This window comes from Streptococcus suis, from assembly GCA_022354845.1.
Taxonomy (GTDB): domain Bacteria; phylum Bacillota; class Bacilli; order Lactobacillales; family Streptococcaceae; genus Streptococcus; species Streptococcus suis_AA.
Map to the genome: position 1 here is coordinate 1447017 of CP031970.1, position 26376 is coordinate 1473392.

Consider the following 26376-nt stretch of genomic DNA (forward strand, 5'->3'; position numbering starts at 1 on the left):
TGTCCCTACTATTCTACCATAAATTCAATTTTTTTTATACTGAAATCTCCAAGAAAAAAGAAAATCCATCATGAATTTTCTTTCCTTTTATTACGTACTAGCCTATCTTTACTGCACAATGATCCCGCAATACCAGCCAGATTAACCCTCTCGAAGACCCTATCCCAGCCGTAACTTTCTACGTAAAGGTTGTGCTCTACCACCGATTAGGCGGTCTAACTGACGCGTCTTTAATGTCAGTAGACCGAAAACAATAATACCAGCACCACCAGCAATCACTAAATGGATAAAGCTAGAAACATATCCATTTGCTGGAACAACGATATCTAGAAGGAACTCGATAGCCCAGACAATCAAGCCCATCACCGCGGAAATCCAACTAATTGTCACAATATCCTTCACTACTAATTGTTCATCAATATCTAGTATCTTATCAATTCGTTTATAAAAGAGATACAGCATAATACCTAAACCAAAAATTGTTGAAATAAAGCTGCCATAAACTTTGAAAAGATACATCATTGGTACTTGTAAAACAATTTTCACTAGCATACCAATCAAGAAATAATAAATTCCATGTCTGTTTTCAAAGATTGATTGAATAACAACGCTAATGACTGAATACAAGCCCAAAGGAAGAATCATAAAAAGATTCCAAATAAACAAGGTAATAGCAATTTCTTCTGATGGACCATAGAATACCGTATACAAAGGACGAGCTAATAGAACAGTACCAACAATAGCCGGTATAGTGAATATAAAGAGTAATTGTAGATTATCCGCCACTAAATGAGATGCCGCCTTCAAATCTTTCTTGACAAATTTCTCTGTTATCAAAGGAATGGCCACACTTCCCAAACTCAGTGAAATCCCGATAATCATCATCGTAATCTTACTTGGATTGGCAGCCATATACGAATAAAGTTCCAAAAGTTCCGAATTACTGTAATTCGTAATTCTTTCCATAACACGAATAAACGTGACTTGGTCAATAAACTGCAATAATTGAATCGTTAGACCTAAAATGATAATTGGAATCGCATCTCGAACAGTTTCCCTAATAAGTTGACCTGTATCCAAAGAAATCTTTTGTTTCTTAGCATGAAGCAACTTGCCAAGGTAACCTTGCTTCCATAAAGTATAAACTAAAATCCCAACACTAGCAATCATCCCGACAAAAGCTGCAAAGGTAGATTGGACAACCGCTTCAAGATAGTCACCGCTACCCAACTTCATAATCATAAATGTTGCTGCCAGTATCCAGATAACCCGTACCAGCTGCTCTGCAAGCTGACTGATCGCATAGGGCTTCATATCGTGCCGACCTTGGAAAAAACCACGCAAGATACTCATGGCTGGGAAGATAAAGAGAGGCGGGACTAGACTATACATGACTGGAAGTAACTTTTCCTTCGACCCCGATGCGTCTGCCAACCACGGAGCACTTAGATACATGACCCCTGCAAAGACAGCTCCAAAGACCAACATGAGCTTGAAGAATTCTCTGACCAAGTAGAGCGACACCTCTTCTTTACCCAAGACATTGTATTTAGCTACTTGTTTAGCAATAGCTGTCGGAAGACCAGCTGTTGAAATCAATAAGAAGTTGGCATAGATTTGATACCCCATACTAAAGAGGGCATTGGCTTCAGCTCGATATTCCCCTAACCAAATATACCAGGGAATAACATAGGCAACACCAAGCAGGCGACTAAGAATATTTCCAGCAGTCAACCAAGCCAAGCCTCTGGCCATTGTCGCCTGTTCTTTGGACTGCTGCATTTCAACTTTTTCGGACATTTTTCTATTACTTTCTATGTAAATATAAGACAGGAAAAACTCATACTCTTCGAAAATCAAAATCAGACGTTGTTGACTTGATTTGATGAACTTCAGTTCTATCTGCATCTACGTCGCCTAGTCTAATTCTGATTTTGATTGAGTATCAATTATTAATTTCTATTTTTGGATTTTCACAAAGTCTAACCCTCTCATTATAAACTTTTATGATACCAAAGTAAAAGAAAAACCCACCCAATGGGTGGGGTGAGTGGTTTAATGATCAATGGACTGATACTTCACTGTCAACCCTCGTTGTACAGCAGGACGCTGAGCAATCTTCTCTACCCAGTCTTTTAGATGCGTATAAGAAGCAACATCTAAAAATTCTGCTGAACCTGGATATAGTTCTCCTTGCACCAAGCGACCATACCAAGACCAAATAGCGATATCAGCAATAGTATAAGTGTTGCCTGCCACATATTCTCTAGTCGCTAATAACTGATCTAACAGATCCAGCTGACGCTTGGTCTCCATTGTATAGCGATTAATCGGATATTCTTGCACGGTCGGAGCATAATGGAAGAAATGTCCAAACCCTCCACCAACAAATGGAGCTGCGCCAGTTTGCCAGAAGAGCCAGTTATGGACTTCAGTCCGTTCAGCCCATTCTTTCGGTAAGAGAACATCAAATTTTTCTGCTAAATAGAGAAGAATATTTGCTGATTCAAAGACGCGAACGGGTTCTTTTTCAGAATAATCTACCATGGCTGGAATTTTGGAATTGGGGTTGATAGCAACAAAATCGGAGCCGAATTGGTCTCCTTGACCGATATTAATGAGAAACAGGTCATAATCTGCATGCGAAACACCAAATTCCCTCAGTTCTTCCAACATGATAGCTACTTTAATACCATTTGGCGTTCCCAGTGAATAAACTTGGAAAGGTTTTTCTCCTTTTGGTAGTTTTTGTTCAAAGCGACTACCTGCTGTGGGGCGATTGCCAGATCGGTTGTCATTTTTATCTTCCCACTTCCATACGAGTGGCTTTATATATCCTGTCATGTTTTCCCCTATTCTATCTTACCTGGAATAATGCTTGCATAACGATAGTGATTTTGAAGTTCTTGAAGATAGTGAGCTAACTGAACCAATTCCTTAGGTGCTCGACAAGTGAGAGCTGTTAGCTCTGCATTGATAAAGCGACTTAAGTGTCCAGCCAGTATATAGAGATTTTCCTCCTTGTCCAGCTGACCTGCCACCTCCAATATTTTTTCACGCAGGGCTTCTGAAAATGCTTCCTGCGGAAGGTTGTAGGTCGCAGAAAGGTAGTTATAAAACTCATTTTTTTCCGCTATTTTCATTGGATGACTCCTTTATGTAAATTGAATATAGTATAAATCGAAATCAATTGCTTGTCAAGAAAATCTCAAGAAAAAAAAGATTGCCCTAAGACAATCTTCTTATTGATTAAAGTGAGTTAGGATCAACTTTGATACCAACACCTTGTGTTGTTGTGATTGTTACTGAAGTCATGTAAGTACCTTTAGCTGTAGCTGGTTTAGCTTTAGCCATTACATCGTGGAATGCTTTGAAGTTTTCAACGAGTTTGTCAGCGTCAAATGATACTTTACCGATAAGAGCTTGTACGATACCTGCTTTGTCAGCACGGTAAGTGATTTTACCACCTTTAGACTCTTCAACTGCTTTAGCAACATCCATTGTTACTGTACCAGTTTTAGGGTTTGGCATCAAGTTACGTGGACCAAGTACGCGACCAAGACGTCCAACAACAGCCATCATATCTGGAGTTGCGATTACAACGTCGAAGTCCAACCAACCACCGTTGATTTTAGCAACAAGGTCATCTTCACCAACAAAGTCTGCACCAGCAGCTTTTGCTTCTTCTGCTTTTGCACCACGTGCGAAAACAAGAACACGTGAAGTTTTACCAGTACCATTTGGCAATACCATTGCACCACGGATTTGTTGATCAGCTTTACGAACGTCGATGTTCAAGTTGTAAGCAACTTCAACAGACGCATCAAATTTAGCGAAGTTAGTTTCTTTTGCAAGAGCAACAGCTTCTTCTACGCTGTACAGTTTTGTGCTGTCGATTTTCTCAAGAGCAGCACGCAAGTTTTTGCTTTTTTTAGCCATATTATATGTCTCCTTGTAATCAGATAAACTAGGGTGCTACTTAGTCAGTAACAGTGAATCCCATAGAACGAGCAGTACCTTCGATCATACGCATTGCAGCTTCTACAGATGCAGCGTTCAAGTCAGGCATTTTAGTTTCAGCAATTTCTTGTACTTGTGCACGAGTAACTGTTGCAACTTTAGTTTTGTTTGGTGTACCTGAACCTTTTTCAACACCTGCAGCTTTTTTCAAAAGAACAGCAGCTGGTGGTGTTTTAGTGATGAAAGTGAATGATTTATCTTCATACACAGAGATAACGACTGGGATGATCATACCAGCTTGGTCAGCTGTACGAGCGTTGAACTCTTTAGTGAATCCCATGATATTGATACCTGCTTGACCAAGTGCTGGTCCGACTGGTGGAGCTGGAGTAGCTTTACCTGCAGGAATTTGAAGTTTTACGAGTTTTTCGACTTTTTTAGCCATGATATAAAATCCTCCTATTGTGGTTTTGGCGGTAATTACAGATTTTTACCTCCCACAAATATGTGTTTTACACATACTTTTTCATTATACACGATTTTCAAAGAAATGCAAGCTTTAGGTTTACTTTTGTTCACATTTTTTATAGAATAGACTTATGTTTGAATCAATGATTTTTTTAAAGATTGCGGCAATATTATTTCTATTTCTAACTTTGGCACTTTCCATTATAGTTGTCAATTTTTTTAAATTGCAAAAAAGAGGATGGAATTTTGCGGATATTGCCTTTCCATTATTTGCCTTTGAGTTTTATCTTATTTCTGACAAGGCTTACTATAGTAGCTTAATACCTCATCTGACCTTCTCACTGTCAGTACTTGCCATCGGTCTTTGTCTCTTCTTCTTGCTTCAAAAAAGACAGTTTAACTACAAACGATTTTTCAAAGTATTTTGGAGAGCTGGCTTTATCTTGACATTCCTGATGTATTTGGCCTTGGTGATTGCTGTCCTAACTTTAAAAAACTAAGTTCGAAACTTATCACATACAGAAAAAACCTGAAATTTTCAGGTTTTTTTATTTCTTATTTGTTTCGTTCAGCGCGGTATGCCGCAGCCTCTTCTTCTGTAGCCAATACAAAGTGACCAGGCGTAATCTCATGCATCTGACGTTCTTGACCATCTAATTCAGCACTTGGATCGTATTCCATATGGACACGATCTTTTTCAAATTCTGGATCCGGTTCAGGGATAGCAGAAAGCAAACTCTTCGTGTACGGATGAATTGGATCATTTTTTAATATACGTAATATATATTAGCACCTGTTGTGGCATACTTATTTTTTATACTAATCGCGAATTATGTTTTCGTAAACACTTGACAACATTCGTTTTTACCCCTATTTCTCAAAAGTCTGATCTGTGAAATTATACAGTATATGACATACTTTGTATCCTTTACACATAATGTTGGTTTTTATTACATTGAAGCATAAAATTATTTGACAAAAAAAGTAATTAGCTGTTTACTAACTACTTTTATTCCAATCAATGGTTCAAATTTTATTAGAACTTGCTCAAATTCCTTCAAGTAATGACGAAATTATTCATGTATTTCTAATGGAAGACCATCTGGATCAAAGAAAAATGCCATTTTTTTTCCGTCAAAATCATCTGTTCGTACGTTCTCATGTCGTATTCCCTGAGCGTCAAACTCACTTAAACATCTTTCAACATTCTCAACTCTAAACGCAAGGTGACGAAGACCTGTATGCTCTGGATTTGGCATAGCTGGTCGCTTTGGGGCATCTGGTTTAATGAAAATTTCCAAAACCAGATTACCTTTTCTTACATTAAAAAGAATATCCTTTTTTTCTGGACGGATATGCTCGTCAAGTTGTTCGAACCCTAACTTTTCAACATAAAATTCCCTTGTATTTTCATAATTGCTACCAATGATAGCAATATGGTGTACAGTATCAAGTTTCATTATTGCGTTTCTAATACCTTTCTTGGTTTTGTTCCTTCTGCAGGTCCGATCACACCAGCAACTTCTAGTTCTTCCATTAATCGAGTCGCCCTATTAAATCCGACCGATAGCCTACGTTGAATCATCGATGCACTTGCTTTTTGCGTCTCTATGACTAATGCTCTTGCTTCATTATAGAGTGGATCTCCTTCGTTGGATCCACCGTTTGCACCGTAATCTGTATCACTGTCAGATACTTCTCCTGGATCAAAGGTCTCATCATATTCTGCGTCAGCCTGATCTTTTACAAATTGAACGATACGTTCTACATCATCGTCTGAAATAAAGGACCCTTGTAAACGCATTGGTGCAGATTCTCCAATTGGATGGAATAGCATGTCCCCCCGTCCAAGCAGTTTTTCTGCTCCATTCTCACCTAAAATAGTCCGTGAATCCGTACCTGATGCCACAGCAAAAGCAATACGAGATGGAACATTTGCCTTAATTAGACCAGAGATAACGTCTACTGAAGGACGTTGTGTTGCTAAAATCATATGAATACCCGCGGCACGGGCTTTTTGACCAAGACGTATAATTGCGTCTTCAACTTCCTTGCTAGCTACCATCATCAAATCTGCCAATTCATCTACGATAACGACGATAAGTGGTAATGGAATTTGTTTTTCGTCAGAACGGCTGTTAAATTCTTCCACTTTGGCATTGTAGCCTTCTAAATTTCTAACCCCCACTTGGCTGAAAAGTTCGTACCGTTTTTCCATTTCGTCAACGACTTTTTGAAGGGCACGCGCTGCTTTTCGTGGATTGGTTACAACAGGAATTAATAAATGAGGAATATCATTGTAAACCGATAACTCTACCATTTTAGGGTCAATCATCATGAACTTCACTTGGTCTGGGCTTGCTTTCATCAAAATAGATGAAATGATTCCATTGACTGCCACTGATTTCCCCGATCCTGTCGAGCCAGCAACTAACAAGTGGGGCATCCGTGTCAAATCAAACGAACGCACCGTCCCATTGACAGCTTTACCAAGCGGAATTTCTAACAATTTAGCTGGGTCTGTCATGGATTGTTCCCATAATTCTCGGAAAGGCACCATTGCCACTTCTGTATTAGGAACTTCGATACCGACTAAAGACTTCCCGGGAATAGGGGCTTCAATCCGAACATCTTTAGCAGCTAAGGCAAGAGCCAGATCATCTGCCAAATTAGAAATACGACTGACTCGAACCCCAACAGCTGGTTTCAACTCATACCGAGTTACAGAAGGTCCAATTTCTGCCCGTTCAACAACTACTTTGATACCAAAACTTGCAAAGGTATCTTCTAACACTTTTATGTTCTGACGAACGATTCGCTTCTCATTGGTTTGTCCTTTTACTTTTATTGGGGCAAATAAATCAATGGTTGGCAATTTGTAAGCCAATCGTTGCTTGGGTTTAAAATCTATTTGAATGTCAGTATCTTCAACTTCTTCGTCTGCGAGTTCCTGCTGGTCCTCCATAACTGGAAGCTCATCTTGTGCAAGCATGACTGGAAACTCATCTTCGGGTTCCAAATGATCGTATTCAGAAAAAATTGGTACTTGAACGGGTTCTTCTATCTCTTTTTCCTCTATGATTTCCTCTGTTTCAAGATCAATTTTTCGTTGAGGAGAGGTGCTTTCATCGGTAACCTCAACTTCATTTTCAATCCGGAGGCGCTCCTCCTCAAGACGAGCTAATTCTTGCTGGCGTTTTTCTTCTCGTTCAACCCGCTTCTGTGCACGAAGCTCTGCTCTTTTTTCTTGTCTTTCAGAAAGTCTATCTCTGAAAACTGCCATTCCATCCGCCACTTCATATACAGACCACGGACTCATAAAGAAAATCCCAAAGGCAATCAATAAGAAGCCGATGAAAAATACTCCAATGTTTGAAAATAAAAACGAAACCGGCAGATAAAGAACATTCCCAACCAGACCACCTCCAAAGAACTCCATCACTTGGAATGATGACAAGTCTCCAATTGCTAATTTAAGTGTTTGTTGGAATAAATCTTCACCCTTAAAATTCCAGTCAAAATAGGCATGAAATTCAAGCAAGAGTCCTGCAACGATTAGCCAAAAACCGGAAATGGTTCCTTCACGGTTCCGAATTTGATTTGGAAGCAAGAAATAAACAAATGCACCCACAATCAAAAGGTAGGCCAAACTACCAAAAAGCAATCGGAAAATGTTGTAACTGGTTACCCCAAACACTCCCAATCGACTTGCTGTAAATGCTAAAAAAAGGAGACTGATGATGCGTATAACCATCTTTTTAACACGCTCTTGTTGAACCAGTTCCGCCTTTGTCGGCCGTCTTGTCGCCTTTCCTTTCTTACCTGTCTTTCTCATATATACCTCAACTTTCTCAATCTCCTTATTTTATCATATTTGAGAAGAATTTTCATGATAGAAAAAAGGACCAGCCTTGCTGATCACATTTTTTTCTTCGGATGTTTGTCGATTACTTCGGGGTGATTGTCTAGTGCTGATTTTCCCTTTTCCGTCAAGGCGTAGCCGCGAACTGAAAAATATGGTGCCAGTTTTTCTTCAGTCAAATACTCCTTAAGTGCTGCATCAAGATCAGCAACTTTTAACTTGGATAAACCAGTAACTCCTTCTGCTTTGAGAATATTTTTCTTAGCAGTTGAAGTGATGTGATCCAATGAATCAAAGGCAGACTCAACATAAGCATATCCATCTGTGATTAATTGTTCCATATGTTCTGGACCATTGATACCATAGATATACTCAAAATACTTTGAATAGGGGGTGGTTGTTTCAAACGTTCCAAAGTTAATGCGCCATAATAAAATGATATCCCCTGGTAGCAGACCTTCTTCTAGACGAACCATATTACGCTTTGGCACCGGTTTTGCTTCTAATAGCCAGGTCGCAAGATCACGTTCTGGGGAAATATAGGGTTTGACCTCATAGTCATTATACATTTCTGCGATGCGTTGTTCAACAGACATAATTACCTCACATTATTATCTCTAAATAGTAAGATCATTATACACTATTCCACAGGAAAAACCTAGATTAGTGACTAGGATTTGCGTTCAAAAGAGAGCATGCGAGTTCCTTGAAAGGTCAATATTCCTTTATCACCTTCCGTTAACAATCCGTATTCATGATCCTTGACACGAAACTCTCTTCTTTGACCATTCCATTCAAATGTCAGGTAATAATTGGTCCGGGCTGTTTCATTTCCAAAAACATCCGTTCGCTTTGTGACCAGTAAGGCTTGACAAGTCTCAATTGGTGATTGGTTATTACGATGCCACTCCATAAAATTTCGAAGGATTTGAAAACATATTAGCCCAATTATGAAAATAAAAACGAAATAAAAAAGAGCCATTTCCCACATAATTCCTCCATGTGGACCAAATAAATTTCCAAACATATGGTAACCTCCTGTTGCATTTATAACAATAGTATATCATATTTAGTTCAGTTAGAAACGATTGATCTCATCTAGGAGAAAATTTGAAAAAATTAGGAAAACATGGTAGAATGTGCATAATTAATAAGAACCAGAAAGGTATTTTCTATGAAGAAAGCAATACTGTTTTTACTGACATCCAGTTTATTTCTAACTGCCTGCGGAAATAGCTCATCAACTTCAGATTCCTCCAGCTCCACAAGTTCAACATCTGTAGCATCTACAACTACGGATACGACAGCATCAAGTCAATATGCAAAGGATTTGGCTTATGCGATCAACAATCCATCTGCTTCCTTTCCACAATTGTCAACTGATATAGCTGAAAATGAGGCTGCCGTTAAAATCAAGACAACTGAAGGGGATATTACTATCAAACTCTTCCCTGAGCAGGCACCTTTGACCGTTGAAAATTTCTTAACCCATGCAAAGGAAGGATACTATGACGGCACCATCTTCCATCGTGTCATTAAAGACTTTATGATTCAAGGTGGAGATCCACTTGGAAATGGTACTGGTGGTGAATCTATCTGGGCAGGAAAAGATACGACCATCGATGCTGGAAATGGTTTCAAAGATGAGTTTTCAGCCTTCCTTTACAATATTCGTGGCTCGCTTTCGATGGCCAATGCTGGTACCGGTACAAATGGTAGCCAATTCTTTATCAACCAAAATACCACAGACATGTCAAGCCAACTTTCTAGTTCCAGCTATCCTGGTAAGATTGTTGAAGCCTATAAAAAAGGTGGAAATCCAAACTTAGATAGCAAACATACTGTATTTGGTCAAGTGATTGATGGAATGGATGTCGTCGACAAGATTGCTTCTGTTGAGACGGATGACAATGATAAACCAAAAACAGATGTTAAGATTGAGTCAATTGAGATCATTAAAGACTACACTAACTAGGTCAGACCAATAAAAAATGAGTCTGAGCAAAAAGCCCAGCACTGCTTCTCAAAGTCAGTGTCAACATCTCAGCGCAGTGGTTGATTGGCAGATTTGTTCGTGTTTTACACTCCAAATCTGACCTAATCAACTGTGCGGGGGTGGGAAGACGAACTATTCTATGAATAGTCGAGTTCTTTCCCACTCCCATTTTTTTTACGATTGCTTTCCTTATTTTCCATTATATAAACCTTTGAATACTTGATAGAGGATTGGTACAGCAATGATGGTCGTAATTGCAGTGCCATAGGTTCCTAAGATTCTACCCAATGCTGCGAGGAAGGAAGCTGAGAAGGTTAACCCTCCGACAAAACTTCCCGTTAATGTATACTTCAATAGGTTCAAGATAATTTTTGTAATTGCCGCAACAATTCCAACCAAAATAATATTAGTTAAGCGGTCATTTTTCTTGAGGAATTTCTCATAAAATAAATGCAAAATGAAGCAGACGATGAGCGATTCTAAAATGGTAATCCAAGCGACTGAAGCATAACCAGATAGTAAATCAAAGATGCCTAGACCAAGTGACGCTGCCACAGCTCCTTTTTTAGCTCCAAATAGTAAAACTCCTACCACTACTAAAGCATTGCCTAAGTGAACAAATTGACTCCCAAATGGAATGCGAATAAAGAAGACAACCACACAAATAAGGGCTGCAAATAAACTAACTTCGGTTAATTGACGTAATTGATTCTGTTTCATAATTTCTCCTTTAATGTTTGAAATGTTTCTTGTAACTCTGCTAAAAATGGCTCAAAATAAATCCCTAACTTTAGGTCTCGATTCAATGAAAGGGTTTGTCTTAAGCTTTTGTCAATAAATTCTAAAGCAAGAGGGATAGCTTGATGGAGATTGATTTGTTCAATGGTTGCTACTGCTAACAAGGTAGATAGAATATCACCTGTTCCAAAGAAATTTGCTGGATATTTTTTAGACAAATAGGTAGTAATTTCCCCTGTTTCCTGCTGAAAATAGGCTACACCTATTTGGCTATCATCAAAGGAAATTCCTGTCAGTACAATATCTGCTGTCACTTGCTTTGCCAAGGCCTCCAATAAGTCTTCAATCACCGAAAAATCATAGTGTTCTCCAACATATTCCCGACCAGTTAACAACGCAGCCTCTGTCAAATTTGGAAGAATGAGCTTGGCCGACTGAGTTAATTCTTTCATGGCCTCTACATAGGATGATGTAAAACCTGTATACAGTCTTCCACTGTCACCCATAATCGGATCTACAATCAATGGTGTCTTTGTTTGCTTGGCGTACATTGCCAATTGTCTAAGCTGCTGAGGATTTCTACAATAACCTGACAGAATTCCCGCTACTTTTACATTCAATTTCTTCCACTGTCTAAAATAGGCACGATTCAAGTCAGTCATATCTTCAATGACAACATCTGGAAAACCGCCTGTGTGTGAGGATAAAAGAACTGTAGGTAAAAGCATTGTTTCTACCTGACAAACTGCTGCAATTGGGATACTAGTTGCTAGTGCAACCTTACCAACACCAGGTAAGTCGTTCGCAAGCAATAATCGCTGAACCATAACAACCTCCTAAATTATTTTTCATAAACAAAATTGTAAAGTATTATCATACATTTTTCAATATTACATATCCACAACTGTATGGGGACAGATGCCTAAAACCTTATTATGTTGGGCTAAAATTACTGCATAAGAAAAACAGTAACAATTTTTTGCTACTGTCATCCTATTTCAATGTATTGTTGTCAAAACCTGCTTAATTTTTCTCCAGAAAGGCAATCAGGGTCTGGGCAGAACGTTCTCCTGCTTGAATGATAAATTCATCAAAGGTAATATTGGCATCTCCCTGAGCTGTGTCACTCATGGCACGGATAACCAAGAATGGCTTACCTGTATTGACAGCTGCTTGAGCGATAGCTGCTCCTTCCATCTCTACGGCAAGGACTTCTGGGAAATGAGTTTTGATCGTAGTAATTCTCTCCTGACCTGCGATAAAACTGTCACCCGTCACAATCAGACCCACATGGTTAATGATTTCCTGCTCTGCTAAAACGGTTCTCAGCTGTTCTAACAAGGCTTGATCTGCTGGATAATACAATTCCTGCCCTGCCATTTGTCCGTAAGCATAGCCAAAAGCTGTCACATCGACATCGTGGTATGCCAATTGATTTGCTACAACCACATCACCAATAGCTATACCGTCAGCAACAGCTCCGGCTGAGCCTGTATTAACAATGACATCAACTGCAAAATGGTCTGCCAAAATAGCAACAGACATGGCTGACATTACCTTTCCAATACCTGATTGGACGAGAACTACATCATGTTGACCGATTTGTCCCTGATAGTAGGTTCGACCCAAAACGATGGTTTCTGTTCCATCTTGTAGATGCTCTACAAGAATCTTTAATTCTTGTGGCATGGCTGCGATAATTCCAAATTTCATCTCTTCTCCTAAATAAATAATACTGCAATGATAAAGATAATCAGCAAGATAATAACCCAAAAAAGGATTTTATTCACTTTACTACGGAATGCTTCTCTTTTGATGGTTTCAATACGACGACTTTTTACCACACTAGGTTTGACTGGAATTCGGATTGTTTGCCCTTCCTCATACCCTTGATACTCTTCGTCTAGATAAGGCTCAAATACATTGTCATCCATTGATACATCTTGATTTGGACGATAATGTCCAAATTGATTTGATTGACCTGAATACTGATTCTTTTTCACTTTCTCTAAAATATCATCCGTTAACAAGGGCTTCCTCATGCCTTAACCTACTTTCTCATGAGTTGTAAATATTGCACAGCCATGATGGTCTTTGCATCACAAATCTCGCCAGTAGCCACCAAGTTCAAAGCCTCTTCCAAGCTTACCTCATGTAATTCGATAACCTCATCTTCATCCATTGGACGTGGATTTTCAACTTTGACCAGATGGTCAGCTAAATACAAGCGAATTCGCTCATTGCAAAAACCGATAGCTGAGTAAAAATCTGCTAACAATGTCAGTTTGTCGCTGGAGTAACCTGTCTCTTCTTCTAATTCCCGCAAGGTAGCATCTTCCAGCGTATCTTCTTCACCTAATTCCAACTTACCTGCAGGAATCTCATAAATGGCACGTTCAATCGCTTTCCGGTACTGTTTCACCAAAATCATTTTTCCCTCTGGCGTCACAGCTAATACGCAAACTGCTCCTCTATGAAAAACTAATTCGCGCTGGCTTATCTTACCATCTGGGAGTTGGACATCATCCACTACTACATCAAAAATGTGTCCCTTAAAAATCTCTGTCCGCTGAACTGTTTTTTCTTCAAAATTCATATATATATACCTATTTTTGACTTGGATGGAACGGAAAACGTATCGCATAACCTTCTTTATTTTCTTGACGACCACGTCCAATACCAATTGCATCTTTGGGAATATTTTTTGTAATGGTTGAACCAGCTGCTAAAAGAGCATGGTCACCTACAGAAATTGGAGCCACAATTGTCGAGTTTGACCCTACAAATACACCATCTCCGATTATTGTCTGGTATTTATGTTGCCCGTCATAATTTGCTGTAATTGTCCCTGCTCCAATATTGACACCTTTTCCAATCGTTGCATTACCAAGATAAGTTAGATGACCCACCTTAGAATGTTCGCCAAGTGTCGTAGCCTTAACTTCAACAAAATTACCTACATGTGCATCTTTACATAGAATTGATTGAGGACGAATATGGGCATATGGTCCGACCGTTACGCCTTCTTCAATAACTGATTCTTCAATATCTGAGTTACTGATGACGACATCTGCTGCAATTTTCGCATCACGTACACGAGTACCATTGGTTAAAACAGTACGTTCACCAATCACCGTTTGACCTTTCAAGACAACATTAGCTTCGATAACAGCTTCTGCACCAATCTCAACATCAATATCAATATATGTAGCATCTGGGTTGATAAAGGTCACACCATTGACCATGTGTTTTTCATTGATTCGTTTGCGCATAACAGACTCAGCTGTAGCAAGAGCGACGCGATCATTGACACCCAAACTTTCGTCAAAATCACGCAAGACATAAGCACCGACCTTCTCGCCTGCCTGACGGAAAATCGAAATAACATCTGTCAGATAGTACTCACCTTGGGCATTGTCCGTATTAATATCTTTAAGTGCTTCAAAAAGACGCTTATTATCAAACAAGTAGGTCCCTGTATTGATTTCTTTCACTTTTTTTTCAAAATCGTTGGCGTCTTTTTGCTCAACAATTTTTTGCACTTCCCCATCAGCATTGCGAATAATCCGACCATATCCGAATGGGTTATCAGCCTGAGCTGTCAAGATGGTTGCAACATTTTTGTGGCTAACATGGAAATTAATGAGGCTCTTCAAGCTTTCTCCTGTTATCAGCGGTGTATCGCCTGCAATAACTAGGGTCTGACCTTCCAAACCTGCAAGAGCTGGCTCAGCCATCATAACGGCGTGGCCTGTTCCCAGCTGTTCTGATTGAAGAGCAAACTCTGATTGACCTTCTAAAACAGCTTGAACCAATTCTGCTTTGTGCCCGACAATGGTTACTGTTTTAACAGGTTCCATAGCATCAACTGCACGTTTAACATGCTCCAACATGGTAATTCCTGCCACTTTATGTAGGACCTTTGGCAAATCAGACTTCATGCGAGTACCCTTACCTGCCGCTAGAATAATTGCATAGTTATTGCTCATAAATAATTCTCTTTTCTTCGTAATAACACTATTATAGCAAATTTTGATTTTTTTGGAAAATGGCAGTTTTATAAGGATTTTTCGTAAATAAAAAAAGAAACTGGAATGAAGCCAGTTTCTCAACAATTTCTAGTATTAGAAAACAAACTACAGGTTGATTGCATCCAATAGAATTGTCTATTTAGGGTAAACCAATTCAAATTCTTCACAGACGACTAGCATATCTTCTGAGAAGGAAAGGCCTGCTTCTGCCAGCCAGATAGTGAAAAGGTCTTCATGAACCTGTCGCCAGTGGATCAGACTTTTCGCTTTTATGTCAGACAAGTCACCTCCCTGACGGAACTCGCCCTCCTTATAGGCATGTTCTTTCGTCACTTGGGAAAAGGGCGTCACATAGACCTTGGTGGTCTGGATAATGCACACAGCCTTACCTTGTCCGTCCAGAATGATGTCATAGCCACCAGCTGTTGGGACATCTTCTCCCTCTACTGCATAGAGGGCATGGGCAGAGCTGGTCGAAGTTTTTATGCCCCTGGCCACCAAATCGGCCAGTCGATCAGCTTCCGCCCCAAAGGCCCAGGGCTCCGGCTCAGAACCAGCTTGGGAATTGATTGCAAGAAATTCTTGCCAGAGTTGTGTTGGTGTCATGGGTTTTCCTTTCTAGAATACCATTCCTCTCTCGTCAATAAACTCACTCGTTCGGTACGAACTTCATCGATGAGTGGGAAATGCACATCTTCCAAGAGGTATTGGTAAACAAAGCCCAGTTTTTCTTGGACACGTAATGATTTGCTATTTTCTACAAAAGCACGACACCAGATTTTCTCAAGATTCAATTGGGAAAAGCCGTAATCCAGTAAAACTTGACTAGCCTCTGGCACCAATCCCTGTCCCCAAAATGAATGACCAATCCAATAACCAATCTCGGCCTCTGAATCAGCCAATTCAAGACCACCTTTCTTGCCAATCATCAGTCCGATACTGCCAATCACCTGTCCTTTTTCTTTGTGAAAAAGGGCATAGGTTTCTGATTGGCTGAGAACAGTCTTGATAATCTCTCGACTTTCTTCCACGCTCTGATGAACAGGCCAACCCGCTGCAGGACCAACTTCCGGATGACTGGCTTGAACAAATAAATCAGTTGCGTCTGTTTCACTCCAAGGTCGAAGCATCAATCTATTGGTTTCAAGAATCATCGAATTTCCTCCCTACTTCAAACTCCAGCCACCATCAATGGTGATAATTTGGCCTTGCATGGAAGCCAGTTTGCCACTGGCTAGCATAAATGTCAGCTCTGCGATTTCGCTGGGCTGGGTCCAGCATCCGATTGGAGTCTGGTCTGCCACCCAGTCCGCCAGACCACCCGGCTCAAAATCCTTCTGGGTCATGCCTGTTTGGACGGCACCTGGGGCGATACCGAAGACCTGAACCTTGTCCTTGGCATAGTCCAAAGCCAACTGCTTGGTAAAGCCTGCTAAAGCGTGCTTGGAAGCAGTATAGGCTGAGCCCCCTCCTCCTGCTAGACTAGAGGCAATGGAGCACATATTGATAATGATGCCAGACTGTCTGTCCACCATTTGCTGCAGATAGGGGCGAGTCAGTCTAGTCACCGCAAAAAAATTAACCTCGAAGATGCGAGCTAATTCATCCTCCTCGATATCCAGATGGGGACGGTAATCATCTAGAATGCCTGCGGTGTTGCAGAGGACGTCGACTGTCTGGCACCATGAAAAGACTGGGCTTAAATCGCCTGTCAGGTCCAGCTGTAGAAAGTGGAAATCTCCTGCCAAATCAGGCTTGCTGGCCTGATCAATCCCGTACACACGCCAGCCATTTTCCAAGAAAATGCCTGCCTGAGCTAGTCCGATGCCGCTGGAAACGCCTGTGATGAGGGCTGTCTTAGTCATGGACTTCTACCCAGTCGGTCGCAAGGACATCGCAGGGAGTCGGGCTCCACATGGAGAAGCCTTCGCCCTCGCCTGTCACGTTGATGAGGAAATAGGGCGTCGCCTCCAGCTTTTGCCCGTGGACCTCAATGGTGTCAAAGAGCTGGACGTAGTTCTCCGCTCCACCCCAGCCTGTGCGAACGTACTTTTTCTTGGCCTTCAAGCCTGGTAAAATTTCTTCAAATGTCATGGGTTACTCCTTTATTCTTCTATCTTACAATCATTATACCAAAAAATCAGACTACTCTAAAGGCTAGCCTGATTCTGTTTCTACCCCACATTCTCCTTTTTCAATAGGAAAAATGTGCCTGCAAGTGTTGAGAAAAAGGCAAGAACCATAAAGAGCAGAGGCAACCAACCTGTCCAATCCTGCGGTCCGTAGCCAAACTGACTGGCCAGCAGCTGACTAAAGCCGCTGAGCACCGTTAACACATAGGCTGGAATCAAGGTATCTACAATTGCTGACTTACTGCGATAGTAGAAGAGACCAGCTGCGATTCCTAAGATTATCAAGAGACTGGCCCACAAGGGCAGGGGAACTCCTTCATAAAACTGACGACTAATCCAAAAACGCAAGACAATCAGCCCTACAAAGCTAAGTCCCCACGTCCCCATCAGCAGATAGGACTTGATTTTTGACCGTTCATAGACTAGGTTCTTTAGGATGAAAAATGCAGAGCTGGGCAGAATGAGCGCCAGAAGCAAATCGCACAGCAAGCCTCGCCATTCTAGGACCATTTCACCAGTCACTCCAAACAAACCTAAGAAAAACCAACTAATATAGACCAAGGAAATCAATCCTGTTAACCGCAAACCATAGTACCAGCGAATAGGCGGCAGGTCAGACAAGAGTTCATCCGCCATCTGCTTACTATCTTTGCCTAAAAAATCCTCTGCCGATTGACCGTCTGCTTGGGCATCCAAGACATCTTGATAGATAGAAAGCAAGAGTTCCGTCGCTCTTTCCTCCTGCTCATGGAAGGCTGATGCCAGTATCAAGTAAGCATGGAGCTTACGCATATAAGCCTTGTTTTCCTTGGTCAACTTCCCCTGTAAGCTGCTAATAGTGTTCAAATGTTCCTGTTGCTTGTTCATCTTACTTCTCCTTCCTCACCAACAAAACCGCAGTTCCAATCCAAAAGGCCATGGCTGGAAGAATCACCAACATCAGATTGAACCAAACTGGAACAGCCATGACCATATTTACCACACCGCCAACAATCATAAAGAGATAGGTCGGTAAAAAGACATAGCGGACCAACTTTTCCTTTTGGAAAAATAGCAGAACGAGACCGAGCAAGGTGAGTGGTACTAGTAGCCCCCAGCCAGTCAAGACTAGGTCAGGTTCCTTGGGGATTGCCCAAAGACGAAGTCCACAAATCACGAGAAAAAGAAGGGGGATGCAAAGAAAACTTGCCCAGACCTTGATTTTGCTGGTCTGGTAAATCAGACCGCGAATGAGGAGGAAAATCCCTGCTGGCAGGAGGAAACTGAGAGCTGTGTCACACACCAAGCCCAGCCAGTTGAGGGAAATGGTTCCTGTCCCTGCAAAGTCTACCAGCCATTGGCTGCCGAGGTAGATGATGAGCATGAGGCCACTCAGGTTTGCGACTTCCATGAAACCAATTGGAGGAAGGTAGCTGAGTAGGTCATCTGCCATTTGCTTGCTGTCTTTGCCCAGAAAATCCTCCGCCGAAAGCCCGTCATTTTGGGCTTCCAGAACATCTTGGTAAATGGATAAAAGCTGGGCAGTCACTGCTTCTTCCTGCCTGTGAAAGACAGAGGCAATCATCATGTAGCCATTGATACGGCCCATGTATTCCTTGTTTTCCTTGATCAACTGGCTTTCAATCACTTCAATCTGCTTGCGGTATTCCATTTGTTTGCTCATCTTATTCTCCTTTCAATCGCTGAACTTTTTGAACCAATTCCGTCCACTGGCTCCAAAAATCTTCTAGATAAGCCTTTCCCTGGTCTGTCAGATAGAAATACTTCCTGTCGGGTCCATCTGGTGAGGGCTTATTCTGACTAAGAATCAGGTCATTTTTTTCTAACTTTTGAAGGAGTGGATAAACCGTCCCTCCGACCATGTTTTCAAAGCCCTGATTTCTCAACTCCTGAACCAATTCGTAACCATAAATCTCCTTCTGGCTGATAATTTGTAATACACAGCCATCTAGAACCCCCTTGAGCATCTGGGTTTCTTTCATAAGCCCTCCTCATCTTCTGCAAAAAATCCAAACAGCAAGCCTGACGCTAACATGATACCTAAGATCAATATAGAATCCAAGGCCCAGCCTGTTATAATCGCCGTCACAAGCGTGATGCCTGCTAGTTTCCAATTTTCGCGACTTTTCTTATCCAGTTTCATACTTCCTCCCATCTAGTTTGTAATACCAACTAGCCTGATAAAAAAAGTTATTTTCTTTGTCTTTTACCACTAGTTTGTTTTACCTATTAGTATTATATCTATATTATAATACAAGATACCTAGTATGTAAAGCAATATAGTGAAAAATATTTAAAAATAAATCACTTTTAAAAGTTTGCGTTAACGTCTCAGCACAGTGATAGATTGCTTCAACAGTCTGGGGAGAGACTGTTAAAGGTGGGAAATAAAACAAACGCAGTTTGTGTACAAACAATATGGGAAATTGTTGGAGGTGGGAAATAAAACAAACGTAGTTTGTGTCCAAACAATCTGGGAGACTGTTGAAGGTGGGAAAAGACAAGCTGAGAGACTGATGAAGGGGGAAGATAAAAAGTTGCGGTAGCAACTTATCTTAGAACCTGTAAAAAAAACTTGGGTTGCCCCAAGTTCATCATATCTATTTCTAAGAACCAATATTCACCAATCACAAACTTTTAGATAAGAAAGCGATCTACACTGGTTTTTGAGAGAACACTAACTGTATTTTGACAAGAACTAGTGTTGAAAAGCTTACTTAAATGAAAGTGCTGGGCTGTGAATCCAAGTTCTAAATTGCATCACGACCACGTTCCCCTGTCCGAATGCGAACAACATCATCGATTGGCTGAATAAATATTTTACCGTCACCGACTTCCCCTGTTCGGACTACAGTAGTGATGACATCAACAACTTCTTCGACTGCGGCATCTTCAACAACAATCTCTGCTTTTACCTTAGCAAGCATGGTTGGAGTCACCTTTTGACCACGAACAAATTCCGCAAAGCCTTTTTGATTTCCAAAACCCAGAACTTGTGAAATCGTCATTCCCTTAGCAACTCCTGCACTAGTTATGGCAACCTTAAGATCTTCTAATTTTTCTGTACGAATAATTGCTTCTATTTTTTTCATCAAAAACACCTCTCTTATGAATCTAAGCCCATAAATGTTGGATAAGCTGTCTCACCATGTTCTGTATTATCCAAACCAATTGCTTCTTCTCTATCTGAAACGCGGAGTGGCATGAAGAATGAGATTCCCTTTATGAGAACAAATGTCATGCCTGCAGACCAAACAATTGTAAAAACAATCGCTGCGATGGTTACCAAGAACAGGCGTGGATTACCATAAATCAAGCCAATATTGTCAGGGTCGAGAGCCAATTCAGGAGTAGTAAACAGTCCTGTTACGATACCTCCAAAAATACCACCGACACCATGACAGCCAAAAGCATCTAAGGCATCATCGTAACCAAGTTTATGTTTCACAATAGCAATTGCATAGAAACAAACTGGACTAACCAATAATCCGATAATCACTGCACTCCACGTTGATACAAAACCAGCCCCGGGCGTAATAGCAACCAATCCAGCTACTAATCCTGTTGAAGCACCGACAAGTGATGGTTTTCCATTCTTTAAATATTCTAACAAAATCCATGAGAACATGGCCGCTGCAGCTGACAAATGTGTCGTTACCAAGGCATGAACAGCCAAACCATCGGCTGCTAAGGCAGAACCTGCATTAAAACCAAACCAACCGAACCAAAGTAAGCCAGCCCCCAATAGGACAAATGGTACATTATGTGGACGGTATTCGAGGCGATTAAAGTCCTTGCGCTTGCCAACTACCAAAGCCAAAACCAAGCCACTTACCCCTGATGTAATATGGACAACATCACCACCAGCAAAGTCAATTGTACCCCACTGAGCAAGTAACCCTTCATCCCAAACCATATGGGCAAATGGATAGTAAACTAAAAGAAGCCAACCAACTATGAAGATTAAGAGAGGTTTAAATCGCATCCGTCCCACTACGGATCCTGTTAAAATCCCAACAGTAATGATAGAAAACATCATCTGAAAAACTGCGAAAAGTGAGTCCGGAATCGTCAAGCCCCTTGTACTCTCTGAGTCACTGACGCCTTGGAAAAACGCATGTCCAAGATCACCAATAAGATTACCATCCCCTGAAAATGATAGAGAGTAACCAACAGCGAACCACATCACCGTTGAGATAGCTAGCGAGACAACAGACATCATCATCGTTGAGATGACATTTTTCCGCCTCTCGAGACCACCATAGAAGAAAGCAAGGGCTGGCGTCATTAAAAATACCAAACCTGTACAAATCACTATAAAGGCAATACTTGATCCTTCAATTTTCATAAGCACATCTCCTTTTTTATCCCTTAATTGTTAGCACTTATCTTACTGTCTTCTTTTTTTATAAAAGGCAAGAACGATGACACTAAACAACTATAGAATGAACTTTTTGTTACGCTATATACAATATCACTATCCTCTTAATATGTAAATATTAAATTGACAGAAAATTCTAAAAATGTTCCACGTTATGTTAGAAATATCAAAAAACTTGGGGAAAACCCCAAGTTTTTAGGAAACAATTTGTTTATAAGTCCGTGTTGTTATTACAAAAACCATCAAGTAGAGCAAGAAATAGACCAAACAAATTCCTATCGTTACATGTAACATTAATTCCATATTTACGACACCAATTGAGACAAGGATGGCGGATAACATCTTATAGGCAAAACCAAGATGAACTATAGCCAACAAGATTGGAAGGAAAAATACCATCAACAACTGCTTACGGATGGACTGTCTGGCTTGATTCTCATCCAGACCAACCTTGGTCATGATGATAAAGCGATCTCTGTCTTCATAGCCTTCTGAAATCTGTTTAAAGTAAATCACCAAAACCACCGCCATAAGGAAGGTGAGCGATAGCAAGAGCCCAATGAAGAAAAGTGAACCAGCAAAACTAAAGAAGTTACGTGTTGCGTAGGCGCGGTAGGCCAGACTAATGGAGTTCGTTCCATCCGGTAATATATTGGACTCCCAAAGCTCACTTTCAAAACTACCTGATAAGAAAGTCTCTTGGCTATCTACCTGTTCTTCTTCTGACAAACTGCTTTCAAAGCCCATATAATAGTGATTCTCAGCTTGATTTTCAAATATCGTCAAATCTTGAACCACAACGATTAAATACTGACTTACAATGAAAGACACATGGTCTGGAAGATGTCCCAAGGTCACATTTTCAGACAAGACTTGGGCAACTTCCATCTCCTTTTCATCAAAGGCGAGGGTTTGACCAGCTTGAAATTGGACTACCTTACTATAAATGGCCACTTGGTCTGCTTCCAACTCCAGTTTTTGACCAGTCATCTTTTCATAGCTGGCTTGATCAAGGATAAACCCAACACCAAGGTCAGAGAAATCTATACTAGCGGCTTTTTCATCCGACAAAAATGCCACTTGCTGATTCGTCACATTAGAAAAATAGGCTTGTTGGTAGGGATAGACTACCTTACTTTCCACAGGAATCTTCGCCTCTTCCAAGATAGCATCCGCCCACTCCTCCACTTGTGTTTTTGAAGTGGTAGGTTCCATGACAACATCAATCGAATAATCATTTGGATTCTGGTTGGCGATATAATCTTTACCACCGATGTAAATATTAAGTCCTCCAACCATGGTCACTAAAAACATAGTGGATAAAATGGTGATCGTAGCAAGACCCAGAGCATTTTTCCGCATACGGAAAATCAAGTTAGATACAGAAATGAAATTATCTGGCTTATAATAGTAGGTCTGACGATTCTTTAGCCAGTTTAATAGACTGATAACACCTGCTTGGAAGAGCAAATAAGTCCCAAGGATAACCAGAAGAGTTGCTCCGAAAAAGCTTGGAATAGCCTGTATAGGACTCGTCACTAGTTGGGCAATAACATAGCCTGCTCCCAATAAAATAAGAGCTAAAAGAGTTTGCAACCAGAGGAATCCTGTTTTCTTATCCCCTCGCTTCTTGCCCTGAACCAGCTTGAGAGAGTCAGTCAAGCCTAGCTTTCCGATATTAACTAGGCTGACTAAAATGAAAATCCCATAGAGATAGGCAAGTACAATTGCCACATTTTTCAATTGAAAGACGGATGTCAAAACAACTGGCATCTGCATGGTCTTAAGCAAGAGCGCATAGAAAAGTTTGTCCAGGGCCAGTCCTAAAAGGAGGCCGGTCAAAATAGTGCTAGTTGAGTAGACCACATTTTCTAGGAAAGTCATCAAAAGAAGGTGTTTTTTCTCCAAACCCAGAATACTATAGACACCGAACTCTTTTGACCGTTGCTTCATGACAAAACTATTGGCATATAAAACCATAATAGCAACTGCTAACATGACCACAATCATACCAAACCCCAACACTTGGGTCACTCCATTTGCTCCCTTGACTTGACCTAAATCAGGATGAAAAGCTAATGATGCAAATATATAAGAAATGGCTGTGGAAACAATGGTCATTATTGCGTATGGGTAGTAGAGACGACGGTTCTTTTTTAGATTGGTTAGCGCCAATCGAAAGCATAGTCCAAACATACTACTCACCTCGATTCGCCATAAGAGTCAGAGTATCTGATATCAACTGAAACATCTCTTGACTGGTCCGCTCACCTCGGTAGATTTGGTTATAGAGAATACCATCTTTGATAAATAAAACCCGTTTTGCCCGACTTGCTGCAGCTGTCGAATGGGTTACCATCAGAATTGTTTGCCCCTGCTGATTAATTTGTTCAAAAATATCCAGCAAGGTTGCTGACGATTTGGAATCTAAGGCACCAGTCGGCTCATCTGCTAGAAGAATTTCTGGTCGTGTGATAATGGCACGCGCCACCGCAACTCGTTGTTGCTGACCACCAGAGATTTCGTATGGCATTTTCTCCTGCAAGGTCCCAATTTCAAGACTATTGAGTGTATGTACCAAACGCTTGTTCATCTCATCTATCGGATAGCGAGAAAGAACTAATGGCAGGAGAACATTGTCCTTGACAGATAAGGTATCCAAGAGGTTAAAGTCCTGGAACACAAAGCCCAATTTCTCCCGACGAAAGGCTGCTGCTTCCTTACTCTTGATAGACTGTGTATCCAAACCGTTCAGCAAAACCTTACCTCGCGTTGGCTTATCGAGGGTGGCCAAAATATTGAGCAAGGTCGATTTCCCTGAGCCAGACTCACCCATGATAGCGACATATTCTCCCTCTTCTACAGTAAAATGAATATCTTTTAAGGCCTCTAATTGCCCCGCCTTAAAGCGTGAACTATAAATCTTTTGCACATGCTGAACATCTAAGACAGTCATAACATCACTCCCTTTCTTTTTCTACCTCCATTCTAGCTTAAGCCAACATAAGCTACCATAGTTCAAGCTTTCATTTACGTTACAGTTTTGTAAGATTAATCCAAAACCAGTTCCACCTCCTTGATACCAATCCGAACTTCTGTGCCTTGTCCCACTTTGGAGCTTAGTTTTAGGGAATAGCCCAGCTCCGCTGCGATTTTACGTGAAAGATAAAGCCCAAGTCCCGAAGATTGCTGTGTTCTACGACCATTAAATCCTGAAAATCCACGTTCAAAGACCCGTTCCAAATCACTCTCTGCAATCCCGATTCCTGTATCACCAATGACCAAATCATCTCCGTCCAAAACAATCGAAATGGTCCCTTTCTGACAATACTTGAGGGCATTGGATAAAATTTGCTCAATCAGAAGTCCTAGCCATCGTTTATCAGTCCTTACAATCCGATCCAGTTGTCCTAAGTCCAAACGATTATTAGACTGTATAAAAAAGAGAGAATACTTCTTCACCAAAGTCCTGATAAGCTCATCTAAATGAACAGGTTCAATGACTAAATCATCATGAAAAGACTGGAGTCGCAAGTAATTCAGGACCAAACCAGTATACTGCTCTATCTTGAACAACTCAGATTCTAATTGGTGACGAATTTGACTGGTCTCAATTTCATTGATTAAGAGGTGGCTTGCTGCTATGGGTGTTTTCATTTGATGAACCCATAGGGTATAGTAATCATCTAATTCAGCCTTGTCCTTTCGCTGCTTTTCAAAGAGTGATTTGTTTTCGACTTCCAGTCTTTCCAACTTCTCCTGTAAGCAACGCTCACTAGCTGTCATTGATGCGACCTTCTGACCACGCCAGATTTTTCTAAAACGAGAAAACTCGACAAGAAGGTCGAACAAAAGAGCAAGAAACCAGCAGAGACTGAGAAGGGTAAGGGCATAGATGATTAAATTGCTGTCTATTTCAAAAAGAGAGCCGAATCCTAGAGTAATCCCCGAAAAAACGATAATAGCAAGGAGAAAAATCCAACGATGGCCTAGCCAGGAACCTAGAAATTGATAAAAAACGCTACCAACATCATTTTTATTCATGTATCCACACTAGGCCGTAGCCAACTCCTTTCTTGGTCGCAATGAGGTCAGGCAAGCCCAATTCTGTCAATTTTTTGCGCAATCGGGCAATATTTACTGATAAAGTATTATCATCGACAAAGATATCACTGTTCCACAACTCACGCATCAATGCCTCGCGGCTAACGACTTCTTTGCCATGCTCAAAAAGTACTCGTAAAATCTGAAATTCATTACGAGTCAATTCTTCAACAGCTTCTGTATAGGAGACCTGCATAGTTTTTAAATCAAGTGCAACCTGTTCAAACCAGAGTAAACTCTGCTCACCAACAAAATCATAGGTTCTTCTCAAAAGTCCTTGTATTTTTGCCAAAAGCACTGTCATTTCAAAGGGTTTGGTCACAAAGTCATCCGCTCCCATATTAATCGCCATGACAATATCCATCGGCTGATCATGCGAAGACAAAAACATGATGGGGACACGAGAGGTCTTACGGATTTCCTGACACCAATAATAGCCGTTAAAGAAAGGAAGACTGATATCAAGTATAATCAAGTGAGGTTGAAAATCGTCGATTTGCTTCAAAATCGTCTGAAAATCCTTTACTTCTTGGACCTGATACCCCCAGTTCGTCAAGTTTTTAGCGACCAATTGGCTAATGGTTTTATCATCTTCTACTAGAAAAATCTTCTGCATCTGTGTCTCCTTTCACTCTTCTATTATTATAGCCTATTCAATAAAATTTATGCAAATTTATTCGGTGGAAATGAATGTGAAATTTTTA

Annotated in this window: 32 protein-coding genes and 1 pseudogene; 2 read left to right on the top strand and 31 right to left on the bottom strand. The window is 40.7% G+C overall.

Annotated features, from left to right (window positions below):
• Window positions 1-159: 159 nt before the first annotated feature.
• From D2A30_07615 to rplK, 6 genes are all read right to left on the bottom strand, one after another.
• Window positions 160-1800, bottom strand: a complete 1641-nt coding sequence (locus D2A30_07615) for a polysaccharide biosynthesis protein (GenBank protein ID ULL22014.1) — start codon at window positions 1798-1800, stop codon at window positions 160-162.
• Window positions 1801-1840: 40 nt separating this feature from the next.
• Window positions 1841-1939, bottom strand: a complete 99-nt coding sequence (locus D2A30_07620; protein ULL22015.1) for a hypothetical protein — start codon at window positions 1937-1939, stop codon at window positions 1841-1843.
• A 116-nt stretch (window positions 1940-2055) separates the two neighbouring features.
• Window positions 2056-2844, bottom strand: a complete 789-nt coding sequence (locus tag D2A30_07625) for a glutathione-dependent disulfide-bond oxidoreductase (protein ID ULL21447.1) — start codon at window positions 2842-2844, stop codon at window positions 2056-2058.
• An 8-nt stretch (window positions 2845-2852) separates the two neighbouring features.
• Complete coding sequence (locus D2A30_07630) at window positions 2853-3143, bottom strand: hypothetical protein (protein ULL21448.1); 291 nt, start codon at window positions 3141-3143, stop codon at window positions 2853-2855.
• A gap of 106 nt (window positions 3144-3249) precedes the next feature.
• Window positions 3250-3939 (bottom strand): 50S ribosomal protein L1, encoded by a 690-nt coding sequence (locus D2A30_07635; GenBank protein ID ULL21449.1) that lies wholly within the window; start codon window positions 3937-3939, stop codon window positions 3250-3252.
• A gap of 40 nt (window positions 3940-3979) precedes the next feature.
• Complete coding sequence (gene rplK / locus D2A30_07640; protein ID ULL21450.1) at window positions 3980-4405, bottom strand: 50S ribosomal protein L11; 426 nt, start codon at window positions 4403-4405, stop codon at window positions 3980-3982.
• 154 nt (window positions 4406-4559) lie between these two features.
• Between rplK and D2A30_07645 the strand changes: the two genes are divergently transcribed.
• The gene (locus tag D2A30_07645) at window positions 4560-4928 is read left to right on the top strand and encodes a DUF3397 domain-containing protein (protein ULL21451.1); all 369 of its coding nucleotides are present in this window, start codon (window positions 4560-4562) and stop codon (window positions 4926-4928) included.
• A gap of 55 nt (window positions 4929-4983) precedes the next feature.
• Here the strand turns inward: D2A30_07645 and D2A30_07650 are convergent.
• The 5 genes and pseudogenes from D2A30_07650 to D2A30_07670 form a co-directional block, all read right to left on the bottom strand.
• Window positions 4984-5193: pseudogene (locus tag D2A30_07650) on the bottom strand (ABC transporter ATP-binding protein).
• A gap of 308 nt (window positions 5194-5501) precedes the next feature.
• The gene (locus tag D2A30_07655; protein ID ULL21452.1) at window positions 5502-5888 is read right to left on the bottom strand and encodes a VOC family protein; all 387 of its coding nucleotides are present in this window, start codon (window positions 5886-5888) and stop codon (window positions 5502-5504) included.
• A complete protein-coding gene (locus tag D2A30_07660) occupies window positions 5888-8263 on the bottom strand; it encodes a DNA translocase FtsK (GenBank protein ULL21453.1) in 2376 nt (791 codons plus the stop codon). The genes D2A30_07655 and D2A30_07660 overlap by 1 nt, the downstream gene beginning before the upstream one ends.
• A gap of 83 nt (window positions 8264-8346) precedes the next feature.
• Complete coding sequence (locus D2A30_07665) at window positions 8347-8886, bottom strand: hypothetical protein (GenBank protein ID ULL21454.1); 540 nt, start codon at window positions 8884-8886, stop codon at window positions 8347-8349.
• A gap of 74 nt (window positions 8887-8960) precedes the next feature.
• Complete coding sequence (locus D2A30_07670; GenBank protein ULL21455.1) at window positions 8961-9317, bottom strand: DUF2500 domain-containing protein; 357 nt, start codon at window positions 9315-9317, stop codon at window positions 8961-8963.
• A 147-nt stretch (window positions 9318-9464) separates the two neighbouring features.
• Between D2A30_07670 and D2A30_07675 the strand changes: the two genes are divergently transcribed.
• Window positions 9465-10265: a peptidylprolyl isomerase gene (locus D2A30_07675; protein ID ULL21456.1), complete on the top strand. Its 801-nt coding sequence runs from the start codon at window positions 9465-9467 to the stop codon at window positions 10263-10265.
• Window positions 10266-10475: 210 nt separating this feature from the next.
• Here the strand turns inward: D2A30_07675 and D2A30_07680 are convergent, their stop codons facing one another.
• The 20 genes from D2A30_07680 to D2A30_07775 all read right to left on the bottom strand — a co-directional run bounded on the left by D2A30_07680 (window position 10476) and on the right by D2A30_07775 (window position 26288).
• Window positions 10476-11006 carry a hypothetical protein gene (locus D2A30_07680; GenBank protein ID ULL21457.1) on the bottom strand — a complete coding sequence of 177 codons (531 nt, stop codon included), beginning with the start codon at window positions 11004-11006 and terminating at the stop codon, window positions 10476-10478.
• The gene (locus tag D2A30_07685) at window positions 11003-11851 is read right to left on the bottom strand and encodes a pyridoxamine kinase (GenBank protein ID ULL21458.1); all 849 of its coding nucleotides are present in this window, start codon (window positions 11849-11851) and stop codon (window positions 11003-11005) included. Before D2A30_07685 ends, D2A30_07680 begins: the two co-directional genes overlap by 4 nt.
• 196 nt (window positions 11852-12047) lie before the next feature.
• Window positions 12048-12737 (bottom strand): 5'-methylthioadenosine/adenosylhomocysteine nucleosidase, encoded by a 690-nt coding sequence (locus tag D2A30_07690; protein ULL21459.1) that lies wholly within the window; start codon window positions 12735-12737, stop codon window positions 12048-12050.
• A gap of 8 nt (window positions 12738-12745) precedes the next feature.
• The gene (locus tag D2A30_07695) at window positions 12746-13066 is read right to left on the bottom strand and encodes a hypothetical protein (protein ID ULL21460.1); all 321 of its coding nucleotides are present in this window, start codon (window positions 13064-13066) and stop codon (window positions 12746-12748) included.
• Between the two features lie 8 nt (window positions 13067-13074).
• Window positions 13075-13620, bottom strand: coding sequence for an NUDIX hydrolase (locus tag D2A30_07700; GenBank protein ID ULL21461.1), 546 nt, complete (start codon window positions 13618-13620; stop codon window positions 13075-13077).
• A 10-nt stretch (window positions 13621-13630) separates the two neighbouring features.
• A complete protein-coding gene (gene glmU / locus D2A30_07705; protein ID ULL21462.1) occupies window positions 13631-15013 on the bottom strand; it encodes a bifunctional UDP-N-acetylglucosamine diphosphorylase/glucosamine-1-phosphate N-acetyltransferase GlmU in 1383 nt (460 codons plus the stop codon).
• 177 nt (window positions 15014-15190) lie between these two features.
• On the bottom strand, window positions 15191-15661 hold the full coding sequence (locus tag D2A30_07710) for an ASCH domain-containing protein (GenBank protein ID ULL21463.1): 471 nt from the start codon (window positions 15659-15661) through the stop codon (window positions 15191-15193).
• On the bottom strand, window positions 15658-16209 hold the full coding sequence (locus tag D2A30_07715) for an N-acetyltransferase (protein ULL21464.1): 552 nt from the start codon (window positions 16207-16209) through the stop codon (window positions 15658-15660). The genes D2A30_07710 and D2A30_07715 overlap by 4 nt, the downstream gene beginning before the upstream one ends.
• A 12-nt stretch (window positions 16210-16221) precedes the next feature.
• Window positions 16222-16920 carry a 3-oxoacyl-ACP reductase gene (locus tag D2A30_07720; protein ULL21465.1) on the bottom strand — a complete coding sequence of 233 codons (699 nt, stop codon included), beginning with the start codon at window positions 16918-16920 and terminating at the stop codon, window positions 16222-16224.
• Window positions 16913-17149, bottom strand: a complete 237-nt coding sequence (locus D2A30_07725) for a DUF2829 domain-containing protein (protein ULL21466.1) — start codon at window positions 17147-17149, stop codon at window positions 16913-16915. Before D2A30_07725 ends, D2A30_07720 begins: the two co-directional genes overlap by 8 nt.
• Before the next feature lie 80 nt (window positions 17150-17229).
• A complete protein-coding gene (locus D2A30_07730; protein ULL22016.1) occupies window positions 17230-17979 on the bottom strand; it encodes a hypothetical protein in 750 nt (249 codons plus the stop codon).
• Between the two features lie 76 nt (window positions 17980-18055).
• A complete protein-coding gene (locus D2A30_07735; protein ULL21467.1) occupies window positions 18056-18850 on the bottom strand; it encodes a hypothetical protein in 795 nt (264 codons plus the stop codon).
• 1 nt (window position 18851) lies between these two features.
• A complete protein-coding gene (locus D2A30_07740; GenBank protein ID ULL21468.1) occupies window positions 18852-19169 on the bottom strand; it encodes a PadR family transcriptional regulator in 318 nt (105 codons plus the stop codon).
• Window positions 19166-19330: a hypothetical protein gene (locus tag D2A30_07745; GenBank protein ID ULL21469.1), complete on the bottom strand. Its 165-nt coding sequence runs from the start codon at window positions 19328-19330 to the stop codon at window positions 19166-19168. The genes D2A30_07740 and D2A30_07745 overlap by 4 nt, the downstream gene beginning before the upstream one ends.
• 607 nt (window positions 19331-19937) lie before the next feature.
• Window positions 19938-20279 carry a P-II family nitrogen regulator gene (locus D2A30_07750; GenBank protein ULL21470.1) on the bottom strand — a complete coding sequence of 114 codons (342 nt, stop codon included), beginning with the start codon at window positions 20277-20279 and terminating at the stop codon, window positions 19938-19940.
• Window positions 20280-20293: 14 nt separating this feature from the next.
• Window positions 20294-21529 (bottom strand): ammonium transporter, encoded by a 1236-nt coding sequence (locus D2A30_07755; GenBank protein ID ULL22017.1) that lies wholly within the window; start codon window positions 21527-21529, stop codon window positions 20294-20296.
• A 234-nt stretch (window positions 21530-21763) separates the two neighbouring features.
• Entirely contained in the window at window positions 21764-23764 is a 2001-nt protein-coding gene (locus tag D2A30_07760) for an ABC transporter permease (protein ID ULL21471.1), read from the bottom strand.
• Window position 23765: 1 nt separating this feature from the next.
• Entirely contained in the window at window positions 23766-24524 is a 759-nt protein-coding gene (locus D2A30_07765; protein ID ULL21472.1) for an ABC transporter ATP-binding protein, read from the bottom strand.
• Between the two features lie 95 nt (window positions 24525-24619).
• On the bottom strand, window positions 24620-25612 hold the full coding sequence (locus D2A30_07770) for a sensor histidine kinase (protein ID ULL21473.1): 993 nt from the start codon (window positions 25610-25612) through the stop codon (window positions 24620-24622).
• Window positions 25605-26288, bottom strand: coding sequence for a DNA-binding response regulator (locus tag D2A30_07775; protein ULL21474.1), 684 nt, complete (start codon window positions 26286-26288; stop codon window positions 25605-25607). Before D2A30_07775 ends, D2A30_07770 begins: the two co-directional genes overlap by 8 nt.
• Window positions 26289-26376: the final 88 nt, after the last annotated feature.

Bases quoted from the DNA above. Each gene is read 5' to 3' on its own strand.
- D2A30_07615 (ULL22014.1), bottom strand. From the start codon at position 1,800: ATGTCCGAAAAAGTTGAAATGCAGCAGTCCAAAGAACAGGCGACAATG.
- D2A30_07625 (ULL21447.1), bottom strand. From the start codon at position 2,844: ATGACAGGATATATAAAGCCACTCGTATGGAAGTGGGAAGATAAAAAT.
- D2A30_07630 (ULL21448.1), bottom strand. From the start codon at position 3,143: ATGAAAATAGCGGAAAAAAATGAGTTTTATAACTACCTTTCTGCGACC.
- D2A30_07635 (ULL21449.1), bottom strand. From the start codon at position 3,939: ATGGCTAAAAAAAGCAAAAACTTGCGTGCTGCTCTTGAGAAAATCGAC.
- rplK (ULL21450.1), bottom strand. From the start codon at position 4,405: ATGGCTAAAAAAGTCGAAAAACTCGTAAAACTTCAAATTCCTGCAGGT.
- D2A30_07645 (ULL21451.1), top strand. From the start codon at position 4,560: ATGTTTGAATCAATGATTTTTTTAAAGATTGCGGCAATATTATTTCTA.
- D2A30_07655 (ULL21452.1), bottom strand. From the start codon at position 5,888: ATGAAACTTGATACTGTACACCATATTGCTATCATTGGTAGCAATTAT.
- D2A30_07660 (ULL21453.1), bottom strand. From the start codon at position 8,263: ATGAGAAAGACAGGTAAGAAAGGAAAGGCGACAAGACGGCCGACAAAG.
- D2A30_07665 (ULL21454.1), bottom strand. From the start codon at position 8,886: ATGTCTGTTGAACAACGCATCGCAGAAATGTATAATGACTATGAGGTC.
- D2A30_07670 (ULL21455.1), bottom strand. From the start codon at position 9,317: ATGTTTGGAAATTTATTTGGTCCACATGGAGGAATTATGTGGGAAATG.
- D2A30_07675 (ULL21456.1), top strand. From the start codon at position 9,465: ATGAAGAAAGCAATACTGTTTTTACTGACATCCAGTTTATTTCTAACT.
- D2A30_07680 (ULL21457.1), bottom strand. From the start codon at position 11,006: ATGAAACAGAATCAATTACGTCAATTAACCGAAGTTAGTTTATTTGCA.
- D2A30_07685 (ULL21458.1), bottom strand. From the start codon at position 11,851: ATGGTTCAGCGATTATTGCTTGCGAACGACTTACCTGGTGTTGGTAAG.
- D2A30_07690 (ULL21459.1), bottom strand. From the start codon at position 12,737: ATGAAATTTGGAATTATCGCAGCCATGCCACAAGAATTAAAGATTCTT.
- D2A30_07695 (ULL21460.1), bottom strand. From the start codon at position 13,066: ATGAGGAAGCCCTTGTTAACGGATGATATTTTAGAGAAAGTGAAAAAG.
- D2A30_07700 (ULL21461.1), bottom strand. From the start codon at position 13,620: ATGAATTTTGAAGAAAAAACAGTTCAGCGGACAGAGATTTTTAAGGGA.
- glmU (ULL21462.1), bottom strand. From the start codon at position 15,013: ATGAGCAATAACTATGCAATTATTCTAGCGGCAGGTAAGGGTACTCGC.
- D2A30_07710 (ULL21463.1), bottom strand. From the start codon at position 15,661: ATGACACCAACACAACTCTGGCAAGAATTTCTTGCAATCAATTCCCAA.
- D2A30_07715 (ULL21464.1), bottom strand. From the start codon at position 16,209: ATGATTCTTGAAACCAATAGATTGATGCTTCGACCTTGGAGTGAAACA.
- D2A30_07720 (ULL21465.1), bottom strand. From the start codon at position 16,920: ATGACTAAGACAGCCCTCATCACAGGCGTTTCCAGCGGCATCGGACTA.
- D2A30_07725 (ULL21466.1), bottom strand. From the start codon at position 17,149: ATGACATTTGAAGAAATTTTACCAGGCTTGAAGGCCAAGAAAAAGTAC.
- D2A30_07730 (ULL22016.1), bottom strand. From the start codon at position 17,979: ATGCGTAAGCTCCATGCTTACTTGATACTGGCATCAGCCTTCCATGAG.
- D2A30_07735 (ULL21467.1), bottom strand. From the start codon at position 18,850: ATGAGCAAACAAATGGAATACCGCAAGCAGATTGAAGTGATTGAAAGC.
- D2A30_07740 (ULL21468.1), bottom strand. From the start codon at position 19,169: ATGAAAGAAACCCAGATGCTCAAGGGGGTTCTAGATGGCTGTGTATTA.
- D2A30_07745 (ULL21469.1), bottom strand. From the start codon at position 19,330: ATGAAACTGGATAAGAAAAGTCGCGAAAATTGGAAACTAGCAGGCATC.
- D2A30_07750 (ULL21470.1), bottom strand. From the start codon at position 20,279: ATGAAAAAAATAGAAGCAATTATTCGTACAGAAAAATTAGAAGATCTT.
- D2A30_07760 (ULL21471.1), bottom strand. From the start codon at position 23,764: ATGTTTGGACTATGCTTTCGATTGGCGCTAACCAATCTAAAAAAGAAC.
- D2A30_07765 (ULL21472.1), bottom strand. From the start codon at position 24,524: ATGACTGTCTTAGATGTTCAGCATGTGCAAAAGATTTATAGTTCACGC.
- D2A30_07770 (ULL21473.1), bottom strand. From the start codon at position 25,612: ATGAATAAAAATGATGTTGGTAGCGTTTTTTATCAATTTCTAGGTTCC.
- D2A30_07775 (ULL21474.1), bottom strand. From the start codon at position 26,288: ATGCAGAAGATTTTTCTAGTAGAAGATGATAAAACCATTAGCCAATTG.